The following is a 22,860-nucleotide window of genomic DNA, read 5'->3' as shown; positions in this document are numbered from 1 at the left end:
ATTGAAACCTCGCCCTGACACGAGCCACTTGCAGGAGCCTGCGCGAAAGTGTCTCTTAGGCGGGAGACGGATTCGCGGCGGCAAAGCGCTGGAGCCCGGCGATTAGCGATAGCCCCTGCGGCCTCAAACGAGCCGACAGTTTTTGAAGACCACGACAACGCCGCGCCCCAGGGAGGAGCGGACGCTTTTGTTGTTTATAGGGATGTGAAAGATACCACCATGGACAAGGTTCCCATGACGGCGGCGGGCCATCTCGCCCTCGAAGACGAATTGAAGCGGCGCCAGCAGATCGAACGGCCGCGGATCATCCAGGCGATCGCCGAAGCGCGCAGCCACGGCGATCTGTCGGAGAACGCCGAATATCATTCCGCGAAGGAAGCCCAGTCCCTGAATGAGGGCCGCATCGCCGAGCTTGAAGACAAATTGTCCCGCTCCGAGGTGATCGACGTCTCAAAACTCAGCGGCGCGACGGTGATGTTCGGCGCGACGGTGACGCTGATCGATGAAGACACCGAAGCGGAAAAAACCTATCAGATCGTCGGCGAGACCGAGGCCGACGTGAAATCCGGCCGCGTCTCGATCACCTCGCCGACCGCCCGCGCGCTGATCGGCAAGAAGGTCGGCGACACGGTCGAGGTGACGACGCCCGGCGGCGGAAAAAGCTATGAGATCTTGAAGGTGACGTTTCAGTAGCCGGAGCTTCATCCGTAGCCGAAGTCTTGCGCGCCGCGCCGGCCCCTACCCTGCCGGCCCGGCGCCCACCCGCTCCGCCGCAATCAGCGCCAGGCCCGAGGCCACTGACTGGAAGGCGTCGCCGATATGCACGCGCCCGGCGCCAAAGCGCTCCGTAAACAGCGCGCGCACGGAGGGCACGAAAGACGTTCCGCCCGTCAGAAAGACGGCGTCGATCGCTGCGGCGTTGAGGCCGGCCGCCGCGATAGCCTGATCGACGCAGGCACCGATGCGCTTGAGATCTGGCGCGATCCAGGCCTCGAATTTTTCGCGCGACACGTCCGCCTCAATGGCGATGCCCTCCCGTTTGAAGGAAAAACGTGCGCTTTCCTCATCGGACAACTGCGCCTTGAGCGCGCCGACGGAGCGGTACAGCTCGAAGCCGAGATCGTGCTGGATCACCGCCATCAGATCTTCCAGCCGCTCCGGCTCCTCGGCGCTCTGGATCAGCTTGCGCAATTCGCCCAGCGTCTGCGGCGTCTTCAGCCACGACAATTGATGCCATTGCGCGAAGGCGGCATGGAAATAGGCCGGGATCGGCAGACGCTTGTCGAAGGAGCGGTAAAACGAGCCTTTGCCGAGTTTTGGCGCCACGACATGGTCGATGATGCGATAGTCAAATGAATCCCCGGCGACGCCGACGCCGGTATGGGCGAGCGGCCGCGCCGTCAGCGCGCCGTCCTTGCGGGAAAAGCGCATAATTGAGAAATCGCTGGTGCCGCCGCCGAAATCGGCCACAAGCACCGTTTCTTCGCACTCCAGATGACGCGCATACCAATAGGCCGCGCCGAAGGGCTCGAAGGCGAGGCCGACATCGTGAAAGCCTGCCAGAGCATAGGCGTTTTTGAGGCGGGCGACCGCGAGTTCTTCGTCCGGATCCTCGCCGGCGAAAACGACCGGCCGGCCGGACAGGATCGCGATTTGCGCCGCGCTCGAATCGCCGCCCAAGCGCAAATCGGCCAAGAGATCGCTCAGAAACGTCGCGACCAATTGCTCGATGGTGAAGCGCTGGCCGTAAAGCCGCGTTTCGGAGAAGAGCCGGCTCGCCAGATAGGTCTTGATCGACTGGATGAAGCGCTGTTCGCCATCGGCCGCGACGGCGCGAGCGATGGCCGTTGGCCCAGAGGCGTGGGCAATGGCGCGCCCCTCGCGCCAGAACATCAGCGCCGTACGATAGGTCTCGGTCGCGCCAAACTGAGAGGGCCAGCTGAGGCTCTCGACTTCGCCGTTCTCATAGGCGAGAGCGACGACGCTGTTCGTCGTGCCGAAATCAACGCCGACGCCGGCGACGCGTGAAGCTGCCGCAGTCATGGACCGCTCCCCTGAAGGCCAAAAAAGCCCGCGCGAAGAAACTTCGCGCGGGCTCGCTGGATTGATAGGCCGCTTTGCGGTCGATCTTACTCTTCGGCCTTGCCGCCCTTTTCGCGGGCCTTCAGGGCCGCGCCAAGGATGTCGCCGAGCGAAGCGCCAGAATCGGCGGAGCCATATTGCGCGATGGCTTCCTTCTCTTCCGCGACTTCGAGCGCCTTGATCGAGACCGTCACCTTGCGGGTGCGGCGATCGAACTGGGTGATGCGCGCATCGACCTTCTCGCCGACGGCGAAACGCTCGGGACGCTGATCGGCGCGGTCGCGCGCCAGCTCGTTGCGCTTGATGAAGGCGGTGAAGTCTGTGCCGACGATGCGAACATCGAGGCCGCCGTCCTTGACGTCCATGATCTCGCAGGTGACGACAACGCCCTTCTTGAGGTCGGACGGATCGTCGGTCGGCTTCGGAGCGCCTTCCGCGGCCGGCGCGACGGCGTCGCCGCCGAGCTGCTTCACGCCAAGCGAGATGCGCTCCTTGTCGATATCGACGTCGAGCACCTTGGCGCGGACGATATCGCCCTTCTTGTAGTCCTCGATCGCCTGCTCGCCGGGCTTCTTCCAGTCGAGATCGGAGAGGTGGACCATGCCGTCGACGTCGCCGTCGAGGCCAATGAACAGACCGAATTCGGTCTTGTTCTTGACCTCGCCCTCGACTTCCGAGCCGATCGGGAATTTCTCGGCGAAGGATTCCCACGGATTGGCGAGGGTCTGCTTCAGGCCGAGCGAAATACGGCGCTTGACGGGATCGACTTCGAGAACCTGAACGTCAACTTCCTGGCTCGTCGCGACGATCTTGCCGGGATGCACGTTCTTCTTGGTCCAGGACATTTCGGAGACGTGGATCAGTCCCTCGATGCCGGGCTCCAGTTCGACGAAGGCGCCGTAGTCGGTGATGTTGGTGACGCGGCCGCGGAAGCGCGCCTCGACCGGGTATTTCGCCTCGATGCCCTGCCACGGATCTTCGAGCAGCTGTTTCATGCCGAGCGAGATGCGGTGGGTGTCGTGGTTGATCTTGATGATCTTGACGCGAACCGTCTGACCGATCGACAGAACTTCCGTCGGGTGGTTGACGCGGCGCCAGGCGATATCGGTAACATGCAGCAGGCCGTCGATGCCGCCGAGGTCGACGAAGGCGCCGTAATCGGTGATGTTCTTGACCATCCCTTCGATCACCTGCCCCTCTTCGAGGTTGGCAACGATCTCATGGCGCTGTTCGGCGCGAGATTCTTCAAGCACAGTACGGCGCGAAACGACGATATTGCCGCGGCGGCGATCCATTTTCAGGATCTGGAACGGCTGCGGCACGCCCATCAGCGGGGTGACGTCGCGGATCGGACGGATATCGACCTGGCTGCGCGGCAGGAAGGCGACGGCGCCGTCGAGGTCGACCGTAAAGCCGCCCTTGACCTGGTTGAAGATGACGCCTTCAACCTTTTCCTGCTTCTCGAAAGCTTTTTCGAGCTTGACCCAGCTCTCTTCGCGGCGGGCCTTGTCGCGCGAGATGACGGCCTCGCCAAGCGCATTCTCGATGCGCTCGAGATAGACCTCGACGACGTCGCCGACGACGGGCGCGCCTTCGCGGTTCGGACCTTGAAATTCCTTGAGGGCGACGCGTCCCTCGGTCTTGAGGCCGAGGTCGATGACGGCGACGTCTTTTTCAATTGCGACGACGGTGCCTTTGACGACCGAGCCTTCAAAAGCCTCGTTGTCGCCATAGCTCTCGTCGAGAAGCGCCGCGAAATCCTCGCGCGTCGGCGCATAGGTGGAAATTGATGCCATTTGGTCTCCTGGTTGCCCGCGGAGCGGGCGGCGCCGGTGGTTTGGGGTTGGTGGCGCTTTCTTCCGCCGGTATCCCTGCCAATGAGCATTGCTCACAATGGGCGAAGGACTTCCGCTAAAGCGGACCGGCGCCGGAACGGCGAAAAAAAGCAAGACTGATGTGCGCTATCTAGCAAGAGCCGGGCGCTGCGGCAAGAGCGCCGGGCGCGTTTAATCGGCAAGAGCGCAATGCGCGTTTGATCAGCAAGAGCGCGGCGCGCGTCTGGTAACTGGCAAGAGCGCGGAGCGCGTTTAGCCGTTTGGAGCGCGCGCTGGGTGATTTATGCGGCCAGGCCCGGCGCCCGATCGAGGATCGCGACGCGCAAAGCCCGGCCGAACCAGGGAAGGCGAACGAACGCTTACAGGCGTGCGACCTGCAAAGTGGCCGTGCCCGCCTCGAGCATGCCAAGCGCTTCAGCCGCGCCGCGGGCAAGATCGAGGTCGCGGCCACGCACGAAGGGGCCGCGATCATTGATCCGCACGACGACCGAGCGTCCGGTGGCGGGGTTGGTCAGTTTCAGGCGCGCACCAAAGGGCAGGGTCTTGCTCGCGGCGGTCATTGCGCGGTGATCGAAGGGTTCCCCAGATGCAGTTCGCACACCCGATGAATAATATGAGGCTTTGACATAATATTCAGCCTCGGCGCCAGCAACGGCTTCAGACAAAGGACAAACAATCAGGGTTCCAAGCATCGCTCCATTTACAAACTTCAAACCTTCTACCCCTCTCCTGTTAACGGGAGCGGGGCAATTAGCCAGCAATTGTGACCATAACGAGATGGTTGCTTGATTAGACTGTGACTATAGAGCGCGGGCGGCGGCGGAACGGTCAAACGCTAGGGGCGATTCCGGTAAGTCCGTCCCGTCCGAGGCCGACCCTGGCGTCGAGGCGCCCCAACGCCAAGGAAGTGGGCTACAATTCCACCTTCTCGCCACGCTGGGCCCATTCCTGAAAACCGCCGGGATAATGCGCGGTCACATCGCTGCGCCCGGCCTTGCGGGCAAGCTCCAGCGCGGCCAGCGACCGCTTGCCGGAACGGCAGGAAAGGACGACGCGCTTGCCCTGCCCCTTCGGCAGCTTTGAAGGGTCGAAGCTTTGCAGCGGATTGAGCGTCGCCCCGGGAATATGTCCGGCAGCAAATTCATTCGGCTCCCGCACATCGACAAGCAGGATCGCGCCATCGGCAAGCCCCTGCTTCAACTCCTCAAGTGAGATATTTTCGATATTATCCAACGTTTGCGCCATGTTAGGTCCCGATCCGTTTTGATTGTGACGGCTCTATAACGCAGCGTGGAGTTACAGTCTAAAAGAATAGACTAAAGAATTTTTCGGCTAGACGCCAGGCGGGTCGCAATCTCGGCGGCGACGCGAAGATCTTCGAGCGTATTGGCGTTAAAGAAGGGATCGAAGGGTTCGATGTCCCAATCGGCGTAGGCGACCGCGTAGCGCCCAAGAAAAGACCCGACCTTTCGCACGTCTTCAGAATAAAGCGCGTGACGCAGCTCCTGCCGGATGGCTACCGGCCAAAGCGCAATCACGGAATGCTCCCGTCCGCCTGAACGCGCACAGGCGATTTCGGCGCCTTCCGCACGCCGCGCCGCAAAAAGCCTTGCGACAAGATCATCCGGCAGAAATGGCGCGTCGGTCGGGGCGCTCAGCGCGAAGGAAGCTTCCGGGGAATTTTCGGCGATCCAGTCGAGCCCCGCCAAAACGCCGGCAAGCGGCCCTTTGAAATCCGGCGGATCGTCGGCGATGATCGGCAAACCAAAGGCCTTGAGGCGGCCTGGATCGCCATTGGCGTTGAGGATCAATCTCGAACATTGCGGCGACAGCGCCGCGATCATGCGTTCGAGGATCGTCGCTCCGGCGATCTCTTGCAGCGCCTTATCGCCTCCGCCCATGCGCCGAGAGAGGCCGCCAGCGAGGAGCACGCCAACGCATTTCTCCATCACGGCGCTGCAACTTTGGCAATGACTTGCAATATATTTCTGATATCTAACATTAACTTCCCGGCGTGTGCGCAACCTGATTAGAACTTATACCAGATCGCTCCGACCGGCCCCAGCTCCCGCCCCGTGTTCTTTCCCGCGACGGTCATGAAAACGCCGATTTGCGCGGACCAGACGGAATTGAAATCGTAGACGACGCTGCCCTGAAGCTTCTCCCACCAGGATTGCGGGAACCCCTCGGCCTGCCCTGGCTGGAGCGAGCCGAAGCTCTGCATCAGGACGAGCCAATTTGCGATCGGCCGAACGCCGAAGGTGACATCGAATTTCCATTCGCCCGGCTGCGCCTGCGCATAAAGGCGATAGGCCGCCTCGGCGTCGAGAAAGGCGGCCGCCGCGCCGAGGGTAAAATTATAGCCGGCCATAGCGCGCAGATCGAGCGAAGCGGCCCGATGCGGCTGCAGATTGCCATTGAAGGACGCTCCCGGCGAGGCCAGCAGCCCCTGCGCGGAAAACACCAGCGCGTCGGTGTGGTAAAGGCCGAAGCGCGCGCCAAGCCCGCTTTGGCCGATCCCCGAGTAGGGGACGGCCGGCGCCGGCTGGCTGATGCGATCATAGGACGGCGTCGCGACAAGCGTCGCCCAATCGGTCAGGCCATATTCGACATAGGCGCCGAGTTCGAATTTCTGGTAGGAGGGCACCGGCACGAGGCGCCCTTGCGCGTCAAAGGCCCGGGCCGACCCGGAAAAGGCCGTTCCGGCGATGATTTGCCCGGCGCCCGGCGGCATCAGCCAGGCTCCGGCGACGACGATGCGTGGCGTCACAAGCAGAAGAGCGCAAGCGAAGAGAATGCGGGCGGCGGTCGGCGCCGCGCTCAAGAGGTTCGTGCTCGGCGACATTTGGGAAAGTTACGCAAGGCTCAAACTCGCGCCGGCTAGCTATTTAATAAAACATATTGTCAGTCGTCATGCCACAGCTTAAGCGGCAGCTTGAGAAAAATCGGTAAACGGCTCGGATCGAAAGTCCTCTGCAATCGCGGGGACGCTTGCTTGACAGAGCTGGCTTCCCCGCCTAGAGGCGCGGGATGTCCGAGGCCCGACCTGCGGCGCCGCCCGAACCCTCTGGCCGCCCTGAAAGAGAGCCTTTTTTCGCAACCCGAAGGAAATTTGCGTGCCTCGTCTAATCGCGGGCTTGAGCGAGATCGCCGATGGCTATGACGTCATCCTCAGCGACGTCTGGGGCGTCGTCCATAATGGCGCCTCGGCCTTCGCCGGCGCGGCGGACGCGCTTGGCCGCTTTCGCGCCAGGGGCGGCGCGGTCATTCTCATCACCAATTCGCCAGCGCCAAGCCGCATCGTCACGGCCCAGCTGAACGAACTCGGCTTTCCCTCCAGCGCCTATGACGCCGTCGTTTCGTCGGGAGACGTCACCGTCAGCCTGTTGATCGAGCGGAGCGGTCAAAGCCTGTTCCACATCGGCGCGCCGCAGGAAACGGGCTTGTTCGAGGAAGTCGCGGCGCGCGACGGCCACGCGCCGCGATTTGCGCCGATCGCGAGCGCCGACTTCGTCCTCTGCACCGGTTTCATTGATTTTTTTAGCGAGACGCCCGAAGACTACGATGAGCGGCTGAAGCTTATCTTTGCGCGAAAACTTGATTTTCTCTGCGCCAATCCGGATCTCGTCGTCGAGGTCGACGGCGCCCTCTCCTATTGTGCCGGGGCCATCGCCGAACGCTATGAGCGTCTCGGCGGCAATGTAATCCAGGCTGGAAAACCTTTTGCGCCGATCTATGATCGCGCTCTGACGCTCGCGGGCGCAGCGCGTGGCGGCGCGGTCGAACGCGCGAGAGTCCTCGCCATCGGCGACGCCATGCGCACGGACATTCGCGGGGCCGCCAAGCAGGGCTTTGACAGCGTTCTCGTCACGTCCGGGATTCATCGCGACGCCTTGCATGGAGCGGCCGAGCATGCGGCGATCCACGCCGCCGCGCTGCAGCAGTTCGTCCTTGATTTCGGCCTGCGGCCCAGCGCCGCAATCGCCCAACTTGTCTGGTAGAGCCATTGCGGACGCCAGACGCCAAGCTTGACTGGAGCCAGGGCCCGCGTCAGTTTCGCGCGAACTTCCGACAACAGGCCTTTCCCATGCCGCAGCACCTGAACGAGGCCATGCGGCGGCGCCGCGCGCGCCAGCCGACCGACCGCCTCCAATCGGCGCGGCGCCGCCTGCCTTGACCCAAACGCATGGCGCCAAACGCTTCATCCTCGCGATCGACCCGCAGAGCCCGCCGGAGGGCCTTGAGGGCGCCGTCGTCGCGATCGGCAATTTCGATGGCGTGCATCTTGGACATCTGGCTGTGATTGGCCGCGCCGAAGCTCTTGCCGCCCGGCTTGGCCGGCCCTGCGCGGTGCTGACCTTCGAGCCGCATCCAGCCGATTTTTTCAATCGGGAACGCGCGGTGTTTCGCCTTTCGCCGCTTGAAGCCAAGGCGCGATCGCTGAAGCGCCTCGGCCTCGACGGAATGATCGTCGTGCCATTCGACGCAGCGCTCGCCGGCCTGCCGGCGGACCGTTTCATCGAAGAGATTCTGCTGCGGCGGCTCAACGTCAGCGCCGTCGTCGCCGGCTATGATTTCCATTTCGGCGCCGGCCGCTCGGGCACGCCGGCGTTCTTGCGGCAGGCTGGCGCGCGACTCGGCCTTGGCGTCGAAATCGTCGAACGCGTCGACGCCGCTGGCGGCGGTTCGGCGGCCGGTGAGGCGCAAAGACCCGCCTCCTCCACCGCGATCCGCGCCTCGCTGGAAACCGGCGACGCCGCTGAGGCCGCCCGCCTGCTCGGACGCCCCTATTCGATTGTCGGCGAGGTGCTGGCGGGCCAGAAACTTGGACGCGAGCTTGGTTATCCGACGGCCAATATCAGGCCGGATCCGACCTGTCGGCTGCGTCACGGCATTTACGCCGTGCGGGTGGAAATTGCCGGCGTCCTGCACGATGGCGTCGCGAGCTTCGGGCGCCGTCCGACGATCGACGACAATGGCGAGGCGCTGCTCGAGGCGCATCTGTTCGATTTTTCCGGCGATCTCTATGGCCGGACGGTGGAAGTGTTCTTTATCGGCTGGATCAGGCCGGAGGAAAAATTCGCCTCGCTGGAGGCGCTGAGGGCGCAGATCGCGGCCGACGCAGCGAAGGCGCGGGAGATGCTGCGCGCCTCATCCTCGCCTTGACGCGCGTCGGGCGGGCGCTTGCTATTTTCCCCCGCCTCCTCTACTTTCAATCCTCGCCTTCAGCTTAAGGGCGCTATTAGGGTAAGATATTCCGTGCATTTCGGTTTTGACTTTCCGCTGGTTGGCCGCGTTGCGCTTTGCGCCGCGCCCGGCGGAGCTTCGCTTCTTGCTGGAAAGCTTCTTCTGCTTATCCGCCCCTGAGGGCCGGCCGGGCTTTGCCTGGGCGCTCAGGGGAACGCGCCGAAAAAACCCTGACGATCTCCCTTTCCGGACAAGACCATGACAGACTCCGTTTCTTCCCCGCGCGACTCCGCGCGCAATTCAGAATCCGTCGTCATCTTCGACACCACCTTGCGCGACGGTGAGCAATCGCCCGGCGCGACCATGTATCTTGAGGACAAGCTGCAGGTCGCCGAAATGCTCGACCATATGGGCGTCGACATCATCGAGGCCGGCTTCCCGATCGCCTCCGAAGGCGATTTCGAAGCCGTTTCAGCCATCGCGGAACGCACCAAAAATGCCGTCATCGCCGGACTCGCCCGCGCCATCGAGGGCGACATCGCCCGCTGTGGCGAGGCGGTGCGCAAAGCGCGCCGGCCGCGCATCCATACGTTCGTCTCGACCTCGCCCATTCATCTTCAGCATCAGATGAACAAGAGCGAAGCCCAGGTACTTGAGATCATCGCCCGCACCGTGACGCAGGCGCGCAATCTCGTGGACGACGTCGAATGGTCGGCGATGGACGCAACGCGCACCCCGATCGACTATCTCTGCCGCTGCGTCGAGGCGGCGATCCGCGCCGGCGCGACGACGATCAATCTGCCGGACACCGTCGGCTACGCTTTGCCCGACGAATATGAGGCGATGTTCCGCCAGATCCGCGAGCGGGTGCCGGACGCCGACAAGGCGGTGTTTTCGGTGCATTGCCACGACGATCTCGGACTCGCCGTCGCCAATTCGCTAGCGGGCGTGCGCGGCGGCGCGCGTCAGGTTGAATGCACCATCAACGGCCTTGGCGAACGCGCCGGCAACGCCGCTCTCGAGGAAGTCGTCATGGCGCTGAAGACGCGCGGCGATTCATTGCCCTATCACACCGAAATCGATTCGACGCTTCTGACGCGCGCGTCAAAACTCGTCTCGGCGGTGAGTTCGTCGCCGGTGCAATTCAACAAAGCGATCGTCGGCCGCAACGCCTTCGCCCATGAGAGCGGCATCCATCAGGACGGCATGCTGAAAAATGCCCAGACCTATGAGATCATGACGCCGGCGAGCGTCGGCGTCAGCAAGACCTCGCTGGTGATGGGAAAGCATTCCGGCCGCCACGCGTTCAAGGACAAGCTGCGCGAGCTTGGCTATGAGCTCGCCGACAACGCCCTGCACGACGCCTTCGTGCGCTTCAAGGATCTCGCCGACCGCAAGAAGGTCGTCTATGACGAGGATCTGATGGCGCTTGTCGACGATGAAATCATTCATGCGCATGATCGAATCAAGCTCGTCGACCTCACCGTTTTCGCGGGGACCAAGGGGCCGCAATCGGCGGCGCTGACCCTCGACATCGACGGAACGCATGTGACCCATCAGGCGACCGGCAACGGCCCGGTGGACGCCATCTTCAACGCCATCCAGGCGCTGGTGCCGCATGGGGCCGTCCTCGAACTGTTTCAGGTTCACGCGGTCACGAAGGGAACCGACGCGCAGGCGGAGGTGTCGGTGCGGCTCGCCGAGGACGGCAAGACGGTGACGGCCAAGGGGGCGGACCCCGATACGCTGGTCGCCGCGGCGAAAGCCTATATCGCCTCACTGAACAAGCTGATGATGAAGCGCGGCAAGTCACAGCGGGACGTTCTCGCCGGGTGATGGCGAGCGGCGCGAAAATCACTGGCGGCCAATTTGACCACCGCGGCGCATGAGCCGCCAGTTCGCGCTGATTTTCCTCGACTTCGGACGCATGGCGGCGGGTCTGGTATTTTCCGCCTCTTGCTCTGGACAGGGCGGACCCCGTTTGCTACATGAGCGCTCCCGCTGCGCAGGGCCCATGTGGCCCTTGCATTGGTTTGATGGGCGCATAGCTCAGTTGGTAGAGCAGCTGACTCTTAATCAGCGGGTCCAAGGTTCGAGCCCTTGTGCGCCCACCATCAAACCCCTTGGTTTCACTGTCCCTATTTTTTGATGACTGGCGCCTCGTCTCTCGCGCCGGGCTATGTCAGCGATATGTCAACCGCCGGATCGATTTCGCGGCTCATTTAATGTTGCCCCCTTCCCCCGTGCAGGACCACACGCTTCCGGCGCGAGGCGCTGGCGCATGCTCCCTTACTTCCTCCTTTTTATCTTAAATAGGAGAGGGCCGTCCAAGCCGCCCAGGCTGTCAAAATCACGAGCAATCAATGGGTTGCGATGGATCAACCTGTTTCGTCCCGTCGCACGTTCAGACGCGGGCCGCGTTCGGCGAACCGATCAGACCAGGAGGCCGCCACCGTCGATCACCAGAGTCTGGCCAGTCACGAATGTCTGTCGCATCAGGTAGAGATAGCCCTTCGCAATCTCCTGCGCGTCAGCGACATGCCCCACAGGGAGACGTCGCGCTTCGGAAGCATAAAGCGACTCCCGCGCCTCCTCTGGCATCTCACGCCAAAGCGGCGTCTTGACGACGCCCGGGGAGACGATGTTAACGCGCATCGGCGCCAGCTCTACCGCCAAGGCTCGTGTAAGCCCCTCCATCGCCCCGCAGATGCTTGCCGCGACAGACCAGCCCGGCCCTGGCCTTGCCGCTGCAACGCCGGATGTGAACACGATCGAGCCGCCCGTCCGGATATGACGATGCCCCCATCGGGCCGCCATGAACGCGCCCCAATAACGCACTTCGAAGAAGTGACGAACGCTGGCGATGTCCCCTTCCGCTAGGGGCGAGAGCTTCAGCGACTCCCCGGCGGTGTAGACGAGATGGTCGAACGGTCCGACGGCGTCAAAGAAAGCCTCGATGGCGGCGGCGTTCGACAGGTCGAGCGCGTATCCTTCTACCCCGGCAGGTAGCTCCGTCAGCGCTCGCTTAATCCGCGCCTCGTCCCTGGACGCGACCAGCACTTTGGCGCCATCCGTTGCGGCGGCTTCCGCGACCGCGAGGCCGATGCCCGATGTTCCTCCAAGAACGATGATCCGTTTGTCTTTCAAAGCCATGGTAGCCTCCTTTTGCGAGAGGCTCATTTCTCATTGTGAATGCCTTTGACACAAACGCATCCCTGTCCATACAAAAGTGACTTGGAGTCACTATCAATGTTCAATGCGCGATTGCTTTCCGGTGTCAGCGTGATGATAGCTGTAGTCGAAGCCGGCAGCTTCGTTCAGGCGGCCGAGGCGCTCGGCCTGACACCGTCTGGCGTCAGCCGGGCCATCGCGCGGCTGGAGACGCGGATCGGCATAAGGCTCTTCGATCGCAACCCGCGCGCCGTAGTCCTCACCGAGGAGGGTAGGCGTTTCCATTCCCAGGTGGCGCCGCTGCTGACGGGGATCGAAGAGGCGGCAGAAGAAGCGGCCGGCGCCGGCGCTACGGTTCGGGGACGTCTCAAGCTCAGCCTCGATCCGTGGTTCGCCCGCATCGTTCTTGCGCCCCGCCTGCCCGAGCTGACAACCCGCTTTCCCCACCTCTCATTGGAGATTCTCGTCAGCAATCATCGCGAGGATATGATGGCCGGCGGCGTTGACCTCGCGCTGCGCTTCGGGTCTCCCGACGCATCAGCGCTGATCGCGCGAAAGATTCTCGAAACGCGCATCGTAACCTGCGCGTCTCCGAGCTATCTCGCGCGCCGAGGGACGCCCCAGACCCCGGAAGACATCGCAAATCACGAAGCGCTGCTGTTCCGGAACCCGCAGTCCGGGCGGCCCTTCAGCTGGGAGTTTCATCGGCGCGAAGAGATCGTCGAGATCGCCGTCGACGGGCGCATCGTAATGGATGACCCCTCGACGGCCCTGGCAGCCTGCGAAGCCGGACAGGGTTTATTTCAGAGCTTCGAACTCGGGCTGGCCCAGTGGCTCGCGAGCGGGAAGCTCGTGCAGGTCCTTCCCGAATGGTCTGACGAGCGTTTCCCCTTGTATGCCTATTATCCGTCCCGCCGACAGGCGCCAGCCAAGCTGCGCGCCTTTCTCGAATTCATTCATCTCATCGCCGCGAACGAGCCAGCGCAATTGACGAGCTCGCCGCCGAAGGAGATCCGGCCGGCTCCGTCCTGCAGCGGGTAGACCTGACTGATCGGCGTCGCAAATCCGACGCCGGACGCGCCGCTATGGCCGCGGACACAGAATTTTAGAGTTGTCTCAGCGGTCGAGCATCTTTCGCGCGCCGAGTTCCTCTATGTCGATCTCGGCCTCTAGGGCGTGCAGCGTCAAATCGTGGATTTCGCCGGAGCGGTGAAGCCGCAACAATTCGGCGCGGCCGGCGCGGTTTGCCGCGAGAATCGCCTCGTAATGCGCCAGCCGATCGGCGGCAAGAGCGCCTTCCGTGTCGACAAAGCGCTGTGCGACGGACGCGCGGCGACCATACTGCTCGAGCAGGCGGGGATGCAGCTCGCTCCCATCAGGCTGGCGCGAGATCTTTTCGATTTCTTTCGCTTCCGCCGCGAGGATGCGCGCATGGGCTTCGTGCCGGGAAAGGCCGTGGTCGCCGCCGTTCAGCGCGAAGCCGTCGCCTGGCTGGAGCGCCTTGACGAGCGCGCGCAAAGTCGTCCCCTGAATGAGGATCGAAGCGAGGATCGCCGCCATTGTGGCGGCCATGATGAAGTCGCGGCCCGGAAACCCCGCCGGCACGGAAAGGGCGACGGCGAGGCTGACGACGCCGCGCATGCCGGCCCAGCTCATGATGATGGGCACGGCGAGAGGCGGATAGGGGTCCCGCGCCCGCAGCGACGGAATGAGAAAGCGCGAGATATAGGCGGTGGCAAGAATCCATGCGAAACGCGCCGCGGTCATGGCGAGCAGAATGACGCCGATTGCCGGAGCGAATTGATTAGCTTCGACGCCTGCCTCGCCGAGACGATGCAGAACGGGGCGCAGCGAAAGGCCGATCAGGATGAAGACCAGCGATTCCAGGAGGAAGATGGCCACCTGCCACACCGCCGTCGCCTGCACGCGCGTGAGCGCGGGGAACACCCTGTGCTGACGCTGGCCGAGGACAAGGCCGCAGCAGACCGTCGACAGCACGCCCGAGACATGAAGCTGTTCGCCGACGATGTAAGACGCGAAGGCGCCGAGAAATCCGGCCACGATGTTCAGATGGACGTTGTCGAGCCGCTCGAGCAGGCTTGAGCCAAGAAATCCGAGCGCCACGCCGACGGCGACGCCGCCCGCCGCGAGAAAGGCGAACTCCGCTGCGCCAGACCAGACGTTGAAGGCGCCGGTCAGTCCCGCCGCAATGGCGAGCCGATAGAGCACAAGCCCTGTCGCGTCGTTGACGAGGCTTTCGCCTTCGAGAAGCGTGACGAGCCGGCGCGGCAGGGGGAGGCCCTGCAGCGCCGCCTTGGCGGCCACCGCATCGGGCGGCGACACAACGGCGCCGAGCGCGAAACAGGCCGCCCATGGCAGGCCGGGGACGATGGCGTGGGCGACGACTCCGACCGCCAGCGTCGTGAAGGCGACCGCCCCGATCGCGAGCTGTAGAATGACCCGCAGATCGGCTTTGAAATCGCGCCACACGGTGAAATAGGCGCTCGAGAATAGAAGCGGCGGCAGAAACAGGACCAGCATGAGATCAGGATCGACCTCGATCTCCGGCGCGCCGGGGACAAGGGCGATCGCGATGCCGCCTAACGTCAGCATGGCGGAGGGCGGAAAGCGCAGCCGCCGCGCCGCGAGCTCGAGCGGGATCACGGCGGCGATCAGCATAAGAAGGATTTCAAAACGTTCGGCTGGCATGGGGCGGCGTTTGGGGTCAGCCCTCGGCGCGGTTCGCGCTGCTGGGACGAAGAAGGCGTTTCGCCTGAACCTAGCGGCTTTCCCGCGCTTTTAAAGCCCCGTCCGAGCTGATGCGGCAGGTCATTATTTACAGTCGGGACGCTATGCTGCTTGGGCTCTTCTCGCGCGCGCCTCAAGCACTGCGGCGAAATTGGCTTCGGCCCATTCGACCAGCCCGAGGAGCGGCGCTGCGAAGCTCTCGCCGAGCGATGTGAGCGAATAGGTGACGCTGGGCGGCACAGTCGGCTGCACATCGCGGTGAACGAGCCCGTCGGCCTCGAGCCTCCGCAGCGTCTGGGTCAGCATGCGCTTCGAGATATCCGGCAACGCGCGGGCGAGCGTACTGAAGCGCTTTGCCCCACCCGCGAGCGCAGCCAGCACCAGCATGGACCAGCGGTCGCCGATCTGGTCGAGCAGGTTGCGCACGGGACAGCGCGCGTCGTCGAATCCCAGGGCCAGCCAATTCTCGAATTTGGCGCCCAGAGCCACACGCGCATCCATCCGGTACCTCCCGCGTAACCAGGCGACGGAAAAGTGCCGTCTTCCCAGCCCGATCATTGGTCTCTATTTGAGACCAATGTCAACAAGCGAGACCGGAGAACTCCCATGGCTTCCCATCCCCGTTTCTTTGTCACCGGCGCGAGCGGTCAGCTCGGCCGGCTCGTCGTCGCCGCCCTCGCTGAGCGCGCCGGGCCGCAGGCAGTGGCGGCGGTCGTCCGCGATCCCGCCCGTTCCGCCGCGCTCTTTGCAAAGGGCGTCGTCATCCGCGAGGGCGATTATGATCGCCCCGACACCCTCGACGCAGCGTTCGTGGGCGCAGAGCGCCTCCTGCTGATCTCGTCCAACGCGCTCGGCGAACGCGTGGCGCAGCACCGAAACGTGGTCGATGCCGCCAAGCGCGCCGGCGTGGCGCGCATCGCTTATACCAGCGTGCTCCATGCCGAGATTTCAAAGCTTGGCCTCGCCGAAGAACACCGCCAGACCGAGGCGCTGATCGGCGCGAGCGGCATTCCCTTCACACTGCTGCGCAACGGCTGGTACACGGAGAATTACGCCGCCGCGATCCCGGCCGCGCTGCAGCACGGCGCCTTCATTGGCAGCGCGCAAGGCGGGCGCATCTCCAGCGCCGCGCGCGTCGACTATGCCGAAGCCGCGGCGATCGCACTGCTCGACGACGATGCGGCCGGCGGCGCGATCCACGAGTTTGCCGGCGACCAATCCTTCACGCTGGCGGAATTCGCCGCCGAGCTTTCGCGTCAGGCCGGGCGCGAAATCCCCTATGCTGACTTGCCCGAGGCAAAGTATCGGGCGGCTCTGACGGGCGCTGGTCTTCCCGCACCGCTCGCCGCGCTCCTCGCCGATTCCGACGCCGCGGCGGCTGAAGACGCGCTGTTTGACGATTCACGCCAGCTTTCGCGCCTGATCGGTCGGCCAACGACTCCCTTCGCCGCGACGATAGCCAAGGCGCTTATCGCCTGAGCCGCGGCGGTTATGGCCGCAGGACGCCAAAGCCTCTTGGAGCGGGGGCCGATAAAACTGTCTTATTGACGAATTCAACGACATCCGTGCGCGGCGCGCGCGCCGCTCGCGCGCAATTCTGCTCGATATGGGCGATCTGCGACATGGCGGCGACGACGATGCCGGTCGGGTTGTTGCCGAAGGCGTAGTCGAGCAAAATCTCAGCTGTCATGAAGGGCGGCCCATAGGCGAGCTGCGAGGCCAGCGAGGCGAGCCGGCCGCCGTCGCCGACCAGCAGATGCGACAGCCGCTCATAGGCCTTTCCGAACGGGCTTCGCACCACGAGAAACTCCGCCTGTCCGCCAGGCGGCGCGGCGCGAACGCGCTCGATCGCGCGCTCGAACGGGTTATTGCGGATCATGATGACGGGAAACAGATCCGTTTCGCGGGCGGCCTCGATCACGTCGGGATCGCCCGCGACGGCGAGGCGGCGCACATGGCCCTTGGCGACCACATCGGCGAGAGCGTCGAGGATCGCCGGATTGCGGCAATCCTCGACGCTAGGGTTTTGTAGCGCCAGCACGTCGAGATAATCGGTTTTAAGCCGCCGCAAACTGTCAAGGACGGAGGATCCGATACGGTCCGCGCGCAGCGGCTCGCGCTCGCCACCCGTCCTTAGCGCCCGCAAAGACACAGCCGCAAGCTCGGGAAAAGCGTTGAGGGCGCTGCGCTTTAAGGATGAAAAAAGCCGCATGACGCGGGACGGACTGGGACGGGCGGGGCCGACCTTCGCCGATACAATGATCTGATCGCGCCGCCCGGCGACGAAGCGCCCGACAATCGCCTCGGCGTCGCCATCGCCGTCGGACGGGGCAACGTCATACCATGTCACGCCGCGGTCAAAGGCATAGTCGAGAAGGCGGCGCGAATGCGCTTCCGACACGCGCGAGCCGAGGCTGGCGCAACTGAACCCCAGCGCTGACACGGCGCGGTCGGGGTATAGGACCGTTCGCATAGCGGCTTCCCTCAACGCCGATCAAGGTCGGACAAAGCCTTGCGGCCTGTCAACACTCTTCTGCCGGACGGGTCAGGGCCGCTTTCGCGTTCAAATCTTGATGCATCGGCGCGGGTTGCGACGCCGCGATTGCGTCATTCCGCGGCGCGGGCGATATTTTCCGAGGCGCCGTCTTCATCAAAGCGCAGGCTGCGCGGCTTCAAGATCCGGGCCGGGTTGCCGCCATAGATCGTCCAAGGCGCCAGATCGCGGAAGGCGCAACCGCGCGCGCCGAGCACGGCGCCCTCCCCGAGAGTGACGCCGGGTCCGACAAAGGCTTCGGCGGCGACCCACGCCCGCCGGCCGACGGTGACCGGACGCGCGACAGTCTGGAAGAACACGTCCTCGACGTCATGGCCTGCGGAGCACAAATTAGCGCCCTGCGACACGATGGCGTAGTCGTGGATCGTGATTTTCTCGACGCAATAGATATTGACGCCGGGGCCAAGAACGGCGAAGCGCCCAACGTCGAGATGCGGCGGATACCAGATCTTCACGCTTCCATAGACGGCCGCATTCGGGGCGATCTTCGCGCCAAACAGGCGAAGAAGCATCCGCCGCCACCCATGCATCAGCGGCGGCGTCCAGGAAGCAAGCAGAAGCCAAGTCAGCATCCAGCTTGCCCGGAAGGCGCGGTTCGCTATCGAATAGGTCGGTCCGCCCTCGAGCGGCCGGGTCGATCGTGCGTCGAGTATCTTCATGCGGCCTGCGAGGTCCTGAAGGCTTCGATCAATTCCGGAGCCATGCTCCCCATGTCGAACTTCGTAAGATAGGTTGCCCGCGCTCTTTTGCTCATTTCCTGTTTTTCGAGCGGCGAAAGACTTAGGAAACGCTCGATCAATCGAATAGCGCCGGCCAGGTCGTCATTTTCGACGAATCCGGCATTGTTTTCGGCCACCTCGCGCCAGGTGGCGACCTTGTTCGTGGTCAGCACGGGCTTGCCGCAGGCGAGCGCCTCGGCGATGACAATGCCGAAATTTTCCTGGTGCGAGGGCAGGATGAAGGCGTCGCAGGCGCGAAAGGCGCCCCATTTCAGATCGCCCTTCAGCATGCCCGGCCAATGGATGCGATCAGCGACGCCCCGCTGCGCCGCAACCTCCCGAAGCTCTTTTACCGCTCCGACTGAATCCGGACCGGCGATAACCAGATCGAGCTCGGGGTCGCCAGCCGCCATCTTAGCGAAGGCTTCGACCAGAATGTCGCAGCCTTTCTTCGGATGAATCCGGCTGAGGAACAGCAGGAAACGGCGGTCGCCGAGCTCCGGAACGACGTCGCGGAAACTCTTGACCTGGGCCTCTGCGTCGCCGCTGACGTCGACAATCCCGTAAGGCACCACCTGCGCCCGCGCCCGATACGGCCAGAAGGATGTCTTCGCCAGTTCGCGCTCCTCTTTCGTCACGAACATCACGGACGTGGCGTTGTTGATCAGTCGGCCCTCGCTGACCCACCACAGCAACTGCTTGAAGAAAGCTTTGACAGGAGAAATCTTGTTGAAATAGGGGTCGAGCATCCCATGCGCGTACACGAAATAGCGCGTGTCGCTGCCGACCAGCGCCTGCCGCGCCGCGAGCGAGGCGAAATTCCACAGGCCGTTGACAATCACCGCGTCATAGCGTTTGGCGTTTTCACGGATCCAGGGAACAATCGCCGGACTGTAGCCGTAGCGCAGGAAAGGGATGCGTTTCTTCCAGGTGTGATAGGCCGGGCTTGGATTTCCCATCGGATACACACGAACCGGCGACGCCTTCACCCATGGATCGGTCGGCATGTCGAGCGAGACGATCTCGCGGTCGCAGCCCTGTGCGCGCAAAGCCGGCGCCGAAGTGAATATCCCTTCGATCGGACCGCCATATTCGGGGTTACACGTCGGGATAATGTGCAAAATAATCATGCGAAATCGATGTCCGTCGCTGCGTCGAAAAGGATAGGGCAAGGTTCGCGCCGCCGCCCTCGGCAGGGATCGCATTTGCCTCGAGTCCTAACGGAAATCGGGCTTCGGAGCAATGCCGATCAAGCTGAGAGCGGGTGCGAAAAAGCACGCCGCCGCCGACTTATGTAACATTTCTATAACGGCTTGTGCATAGACGGTATTTATCAAATAAAACATCTTCATCCTGAAGAATTGGCGCGATTCTTGTTAGAAAATGCGCTTGAGTATTCGAGCGCGGTGGGGGTATTTAAACAATGCGCGGCGAGCCTGAGCGCTGCTGAAAGCTCCCTTGCGCCCGCGCGTGGATCATAATTTGCGCCGACAGGGGCGTGCATTTGTCGCAGCTGCAGAAGGGGCCGCCGGATCAGGCCGACGTCATGTTTAAGGCGATTTGATCTTTCAGGCGCTTTACACGAATATGCGCGTCGTTTCGTCGATCCGGCCTCGACTGGGGCCGTTTATCTGTCGCCATTCAGGCACGGGCGTTGCCTGGAGCCGGCGTGTTGCGTCTCGACTGGCGTGATCGACCTGCGTCAATCGGGCGCGCCGCAAACGAACTAGGGATTGCCGTTTGGAAAAGGCCGTCAGTTCACAAGACCTGGAAGACACCCGTGTTCCGCTGATCATTCCTTTCGCCGCCGCCAGCGCGCTGGGCGTGGTCGCGTTATGCCTCGGGTCGAGTCTCCCGGTCGTGCTGATGTGCGTTGCGGGAATCACCATCAGCTTTCTTCCGCTGCACCTTTACGGACGCGATCTTTACTCGATGGTCGCGATCCTGTTTTCAGCCCGATACCTGATCATCGCCCTGCTTTTCAAGATCGCCTACGGGCAATCGCTCGACAGCCATCTCTTCGACGCCACGGCGGCTTATGCCTGGACGCTCGTTTTGATGGTGATCGTCACCGTCATTATTCTGCTGGCGAGGCGCTGGGACCCAGGCAAGCAATTCTTTGCGTTCCCGAACGATCCGAAAAGCCTCCGCAAGCTCGCAATCATTTCCTTTTGCATCGGCGTGAGTTGCCTTGCCATCATAGGCTCGCGCGGCAGCGGCGACGGGCAGGCGAGCGCCGGTCCGATCATGGTCATCGCGTCGGCTCTCGTATCTTTCATCGTTCTTGGTCTCGCCGCGGAAGCCATACGGTCGGTAGAGCTCTCTGGCGGAAAGAAGTTATTTTCACCTTTACTTGCGGGCATGTTCGGCTTCACTTTCCTGGCCGTCATCGCCCTCAATCAACGCGCCTTCCTGTTTGACGCCGTGCTCGGCATTGCGCTCGTCGGCATCATGTATCGCGCGATCAGCCTCCGTTTGATTGTCTTTGGCCTCGTTTTCGCAGTCGTTTTTACAAATTTCCTATCGCCGCTCACGCTTTATTTGCGCAGCCAAAGAGAAGCAGGAGTTTCGCAATTCATTGAGATAGCTTCGCAGACCACGGCGCGCATGATCGTCGATCCGGAGTTTCGCAGGACCGTCGTCGAAACTACAAAATTTGCCCAAACTCGGAATTTTACCGAAGACACGGCCTTTGATTATTTCGGCGATCGCTCAAACGTCGCAAACCGGCTGTCCCATGTGGCGTTGCTCGACGCTGTCCTGAATGGCGTGCGGACAAGGACCTATGTCGGCTTTCCGGCCGTCGAAAAAAATCTCGCGGGCGTGATGCCCGGTTTTCTCGGCTTCAAGAAAGATGGCGTCAGCGTCGGCGATTGGCTCGCTTGGCACACCGGGCTGCTGGAGCCGCCCTACACAACCTATATCGTCTACAGCTTGCCGATGGAGGCGTACACGACTTGGGGATGGATTGGCTTCCTGACGTATCCCTTCATCTTCCTTTTGCCGGTTTTGATCATCTTTTCCCGCCTTTCGAGTTTCCGCCTCAGGGCTCCCGTCAGCATCTTTCTCTTCGCTGACATGCAGCACGCGCTGATCGAATCCACTTCCGACGGCTACATGAATTTGGTGATGCGGGAAATTGTTGTTCTTGCGATCGTCCTTGGCGGTATCCATTTCGTCTTCTTCCGCGAACGGCCCCCGCGCCTCGCCCGACATCTCGTCAAAGCAGCTCTGCTAAGGGAGCCGCGCAGCGTTCTGGCGCGCCGCCCCGGCGACTAGCCAACACGCAATCGCCGCCAGGGCGCAGACATGCGCGGGTCGGTCGTCGGGAGCGCCTGAAATTGACGCGCATGATTGTCGAATTCGGGCATTGGCGAATCGTCCAAATTGTCTTAGCCTTGAGTCATCATCAACGTATCGGAAGGAGGTGATCCAGTGTCTCATTGTCATTTGCTGCGGGCCCGGACCTGGACTCGCGCCAGTGAGGTTTTCGCCTCCTAGGCGTCAGGTTCGCGGAAACGCGGTCCGACAATGGAAGGGTCGTCTGGCAAGGACGGCCCTTCTTTTATTTGGGTCTTCAGGCCGCCGGAGCGTGCTACGCGCGTGAGGCGACAGTCATCGCGCCGAGCCAGACCTGCCAGTCCTTCGGCGTGCCGTTGAAGGCGTTGCGATCGACATTGCCCTTGATGCCGGCGACGCGGCCTTCGGCCGTGTGCTGCCAGAAGCGCCATTTACGCGCGCCATATTTCAGCGCCGGATGGCATTTCACGCTCCGGACCCATATCGGATAGTCGGCAAATTCGCCCTGCATCACATCCTTGTGGAAATCGACCGAAGTATAGATGACTGGCCGCTTGCCGTAGGCGCGCTCCATTGCAGCGAGAATGATTTTCATTTCCGAGATGGCGACGTCGCGCGGCACCTTTCTAGGGCACGTTTTCGACTGGCCGTTCCACTCGACGTCGAGCACCGGCGGCAGCGCATCGGGATCGTTCGGCACATTGGCGGTAAACCAGGCCGCCTGCTCTTCGGCTGGCCGGCACCAATAGGCGAAATGATAGGCGCCGCGGGGAATGCCCGCAGCCTTCGCCGAGGCCCAGTTTTGCGCGAATTTATCGTCGACGTGATCGCCGCCCTCGGTCGCCTTGATCCAGGCGAATTGCACGCCTGCCCCGCGAACGCTGGCCCAATCGATCTCGCCTTGATATTTCGATACGTCGATGCCGTGAATCTGGTAATCGGACGGCGTCGGAAATGGATCCTCTTCGAAGCCGCCGCCTGCGCAGCCGCCGACGAGCAGAGGAGCCGCCAGCGCGAAAATGCAAAAGAGGGGTCGCCACATTGTTCTGAACCGGGATGTCGATCCAATTCGATTATCGTGAAATCAGTAAAGCCTCGTTAACAAGTCGAAAAAACGGCGCCCTGTTTCACCGAATGCTTTTCTTTCACGACGAAGTGAGGCGCGCGTCGCTTTCGCCGCTTGCGCCCGTCATCGAACTGTCATGCTCCTGGAAGACGGTTGCGACTGAAGCGCTGCTTCACCGCCCGCCGCCCGCCTCCCTCC

General features: G+C 62.7%; 20 protein-coding genes and 1 tRNA gene. 8 read left to right on the top strand and 13 right to left on the bottom strand.

The window, feature by feature from the left end; all coding sequences use genetic code 11:
* Positions 1–219 precede the first annotated feature (219 nt).
* A complete protein-coding gene (gene greA / locus CR492_RS10255; protein ID WP_102843659.1) occupies positions 220–693 on the top strand; it encodes a transcription elongation factor GreA in 474 nt (157 codons plus the stop codon).
* A gap of 45 nt (positions 694–738) precedes the next feature.
* Here the strand turns inward: greA and CR492_RS10250 are convergent, their stop codons facing one another.
* From CR492_RS10250 to CR492_RS10225, 6 genes are all read right to left on the bottom strand, one after another.
* A complete protein-coding gene (locus tag CR492_RS10250) occupies positions 739–2,043 on the bottom strand; it encodes an Hsp70 family protein (protein WP_102843658.1) in 1,305 nt (434 codons plus the stop codon).
* 86 nt (positions 2,044–2,129) lie between these two features.
* On the bottom strand, positions 2,130–3,878 hold the full coding sequence (gene rpsA, locus CR492_RS10245; protein ID WP_102843657.1) for a 30S ribosomal protein S1: 1,749 nt from the start codon (positions 3,876–3,878) through the stop codon (positions 2,130–2,132).
* Between the two features lie 398 nt (positions 3,879–4,276).
* On the bottom strand, positions 4,277–4,609 hold the full coding sequence (locus CR492_RS10240; protein WP_102843656.1) for a septal ring lytic transglycosylase RlpA family protein: 333 nt from the start codon (positions 4,607–4,609) through the stop codon (positions 4,277–4,279).
* A gap of 220 nt (positions 4,610–4,829) precedes the next feature.
* The gene (locus CR492_RS10235) at positions 4,830–5,162 is read right to left on the bottom strand and encodes a rhodanese-like domain-containing protein (RefSeq protein WP_102843655.1); all 333 of its coding nucleotides are present in this window, start codon (positions 5,160–5,162) and stop codon (positions 4,830–4,832) included.
* Positions 5,163–5,233: 71 nt separating this feature from the next.
* On the bottom strand, positions 5,234–5,866 hold the full coding sequence (gene mobA / locus CR492_RS10230; protein WP_102843654.1) for a molybdenum cofactor guanylyltransferase MobA: 633 nt from the start codon (positions 5,864–5,866) through the stop codon (positions 5,234–5,236).
* 80 nt (positions 5,867–5,946) lie between these two features.
* Complete coding sequence (locus CR492_RS10225; RefSeq protein WP_102843653.1) at positions 5,947–6,762, bottom strand: hypothetical protein; 816 nt, start codon at positions 6,760–6,762, stop codon at positions 5,947–5,949.
* Positions 6,763–7,033: 271 nt separating this feature from the next.
* On the opposite strand from CR492_RS10225, the gene CR492_RS10220 reads away from it, so the two are divergent.
* The 4 genes from CR492_RS10220 to CR492_RS10205 all read left to right on the top strand — a co-directional run bounded on the left by CR492_RS10220 (position 7,034) and on the right by CR492_RS10205 (position 11,218).
* Positions 7,034–7,918 (top strand): TIGR01459 family HAD-type hydrolase, encoded by an 885-nt coding sequence (locus tag CR492_RS10220; protein WP_102843652.1) that lies wholly within the window; start codon positions 7,034–7,036, stop codon positions 7,916–7,918.
* Positions 7,919–8,090: 172 nt separating this feature from the next.
* Positions 8,091–9,083: a bifunctional riboflavin kinase/FAD synthetase gene (locus CR492_RS10215; RefSeq protein WP_102843651.1), complete on the top strand. Its 993-nt coding sequence runs from the start codon at positions 8,091–8,093 to the stop codon at positions 9,081–9,083.
* Positions 9,084–9,362: 279 nt separating this feature from the next.
* Positions 9,363–10,940 (top strand): 2-isopropylmalate synthase, encoded by a 1,578-nt coding sequence (locus CR492_RS10210; RefSeq protein WP_102843650.1) that lies wholly within the window; start codon positions 9,363–9,365, stop codon positions 10,938–10,940.
* A 202-nt stretch (positions 10,941–11,142) separates the two neighbouring features.
* A tRNA-Lys gene (locus CR492_RS10205) sits at positions 11,143–11,218 on the top strand.
* Positions 11,219–11,537: 319 nt separating this feature from the next.
* Here the strand turns inward: CR492_RS10205 and CR492_RS10200 are convergent.
* On the bottom strand, positions 11,538–12,257 hold the full coding sequence (locus CR492_RS10200) for an SDR family oxidoreductase (RefSeq protein ID WP_102843761.1): 720 nt from the start codon (positions 12,255–12,257) through the stop codon (positions 11,538–11,540).
* A gap of 96 nt (positions 12,258–12,353) precedes the next feature.
* Here CR492_RS10200 and CR492_RS10195 point away from each other — a divergent pair, with 96 nt between their 5' ends.
* The gene (locus CR492_RS10195; RefSeq protein ID WP_102843649.1) at positions 12,354–13,316 is read left to right on the top strand and encodes a LysR family transcriptional regulator; all 963 of its coding nucleotides are present in this window, start codon (positions 12,354–12,356) and stop codon (positions 13,314–13,316) included.
* A gap of 75 nt (positions 13,317–13,391) precedes the next feature.
* Here the strand turns inward: CR492_RS10195 and CR492_RS10190 are convergent, their stop codons facing one another.
* Together CR492_RS10190 and CR492_RS10185 are read right to left on the bottom strand one after the other, a co-directional pair.
* Positions 13,392–14,984, bottom strand: coding sequence for a Na+/H+ antiporter (locus tag CR492_RS10190; RefSeq protein WP_102843648.1), 1,593 nt, complete (start codon positions 14,982–14,984; stop codon positions 13,392–13,394).
* A gap of 141 nt (positions 14,985–15,125) precedes the next feature.
* Complete coding sequence (locus CR492_RS10185) at positions 15,126–15,524, bottom strand: winged helix-turn-helix transcriptional regulator (RefSeq protein WP_102843647.1); 399 nt, start codon at positions 15,522–15,524, stop codon at positions 15,126–15,128.
* 105 nt (positions 15,525–15,629) lie between these two features.
* On the opposite strand from CR492_RS10185, the gene CR492_RS10180 reads away from it, so the two are divergent.
* Positions 15,630–16,502: an SDR family oxidoreductase gene (locus CR492_RS10180; RefSeq protein ID WP_102843646.1), complete on the top strand. Its 873-nt coding sequence runs from the start codon at positions 15,630–15,632 to the stop codon at positions 16,500–16,502.
* A 10-nt stretch (positions 16,503–16,512) separates the two neighbouring features.
* Here the strand turns inward: CR492_RS10180 and CR492_RS10175 are convergent, their stop codons facing one another.
* The 3 genes from CR492_RS10175 to CR492_RS10165 all read right to left on the bottom strand — a co-directional run bounded on the left by CR492_RS10175 (position 16,513) and on the right by CR492_RS10165 (position 19,426).
* Positions 16,513–17,496 carry an aldo/keto reductase gene (locus CR492_RS10175; protein ID WP_102843645.1) on the bottom strand — a complete coding sequence of 328 codons (984 nt, stop codon included), beginning with the start codon at positions 17,494–17,496 and terminating at the stop codon, positions 16,513–16,515.
* A gap of 134 nt (positions 17,497–17,630) precedes the next feature.
* Positions 17,631–18,236, bottom strand: a complete 606-nt coding sequence (locus tag CR492_RS10170; RefSeq protein ID WP_102843644.1) for a putative colanic acid biosynthesis acetyltransferase — start codon at positions 18,234–18,236, stop codon at positions 17,631–17,633.
* Positions 18,233–19,426 carry a glycosyltransferase gene (locus CR492_RS10165; RefSeq protein WP_102843643.1) on the bottom strand — a complete coding sequence of 398 codons (1,194 nt, stop codon included), beginning with the start codon at positions 19,424–19,426 and terminating at the stop codon, positions 18,233–18,235. The genes CR492_RS10170 and CR492_RS10165 overlap by 4 nt, the downstream gene beginning before the upstream one ends.
* A gap of 610 nt (positions 19,427–20,036) precedes the next feature.
* Here CR492_RS10165 and CR492_RS10160 point away from each other — a divergent pair.
* The gene (locus CR492_RS10160; protein ID WP_102843642.1) at positions 20,037–21,575 is read left to right on the top strand and encodes a hypothetical protein; all 1,539 of its coding nucleotides are present in this window, start codon (positions 20,037–20,039) and stop codon (positions 21,573–21,575) included.
* A gap of 316 nt (positions 21,576–21,891) precedes the next feature.
* On the opposite strand, the gene CR492_RS10155 is transcribed toward CR492_RS10160, so the two are convergent.
* On the bottom strand, positions 21,892–22,638 hold the full coding sequence (locus CR492_RS10155; protein WP_102843641.1) for a glycoside hydrolase family 25 protein: 747 nt from the start codon (positions 22,636–22,638) through the stop codon (positions 21,892–21,894).
* Positions 22,639–22,860 lie beyond the last annotated feature (222 nt).

The organism is Methylocella silvestris, assembly GCF_002891535.1.
Taxonomy (GTDB): Bacteria; Pseudomonadota; Alphaproteobacteria; order Rhizobiales; family Beijerinckiaceae; genus Methylocapsa; species Methylocapsa silvestris_A.
The sequence above is the reverse complement of the archived record's forward strand: the minus strand, read 5'-3'. Positions and strand labels throughout refer to the sequence as shown.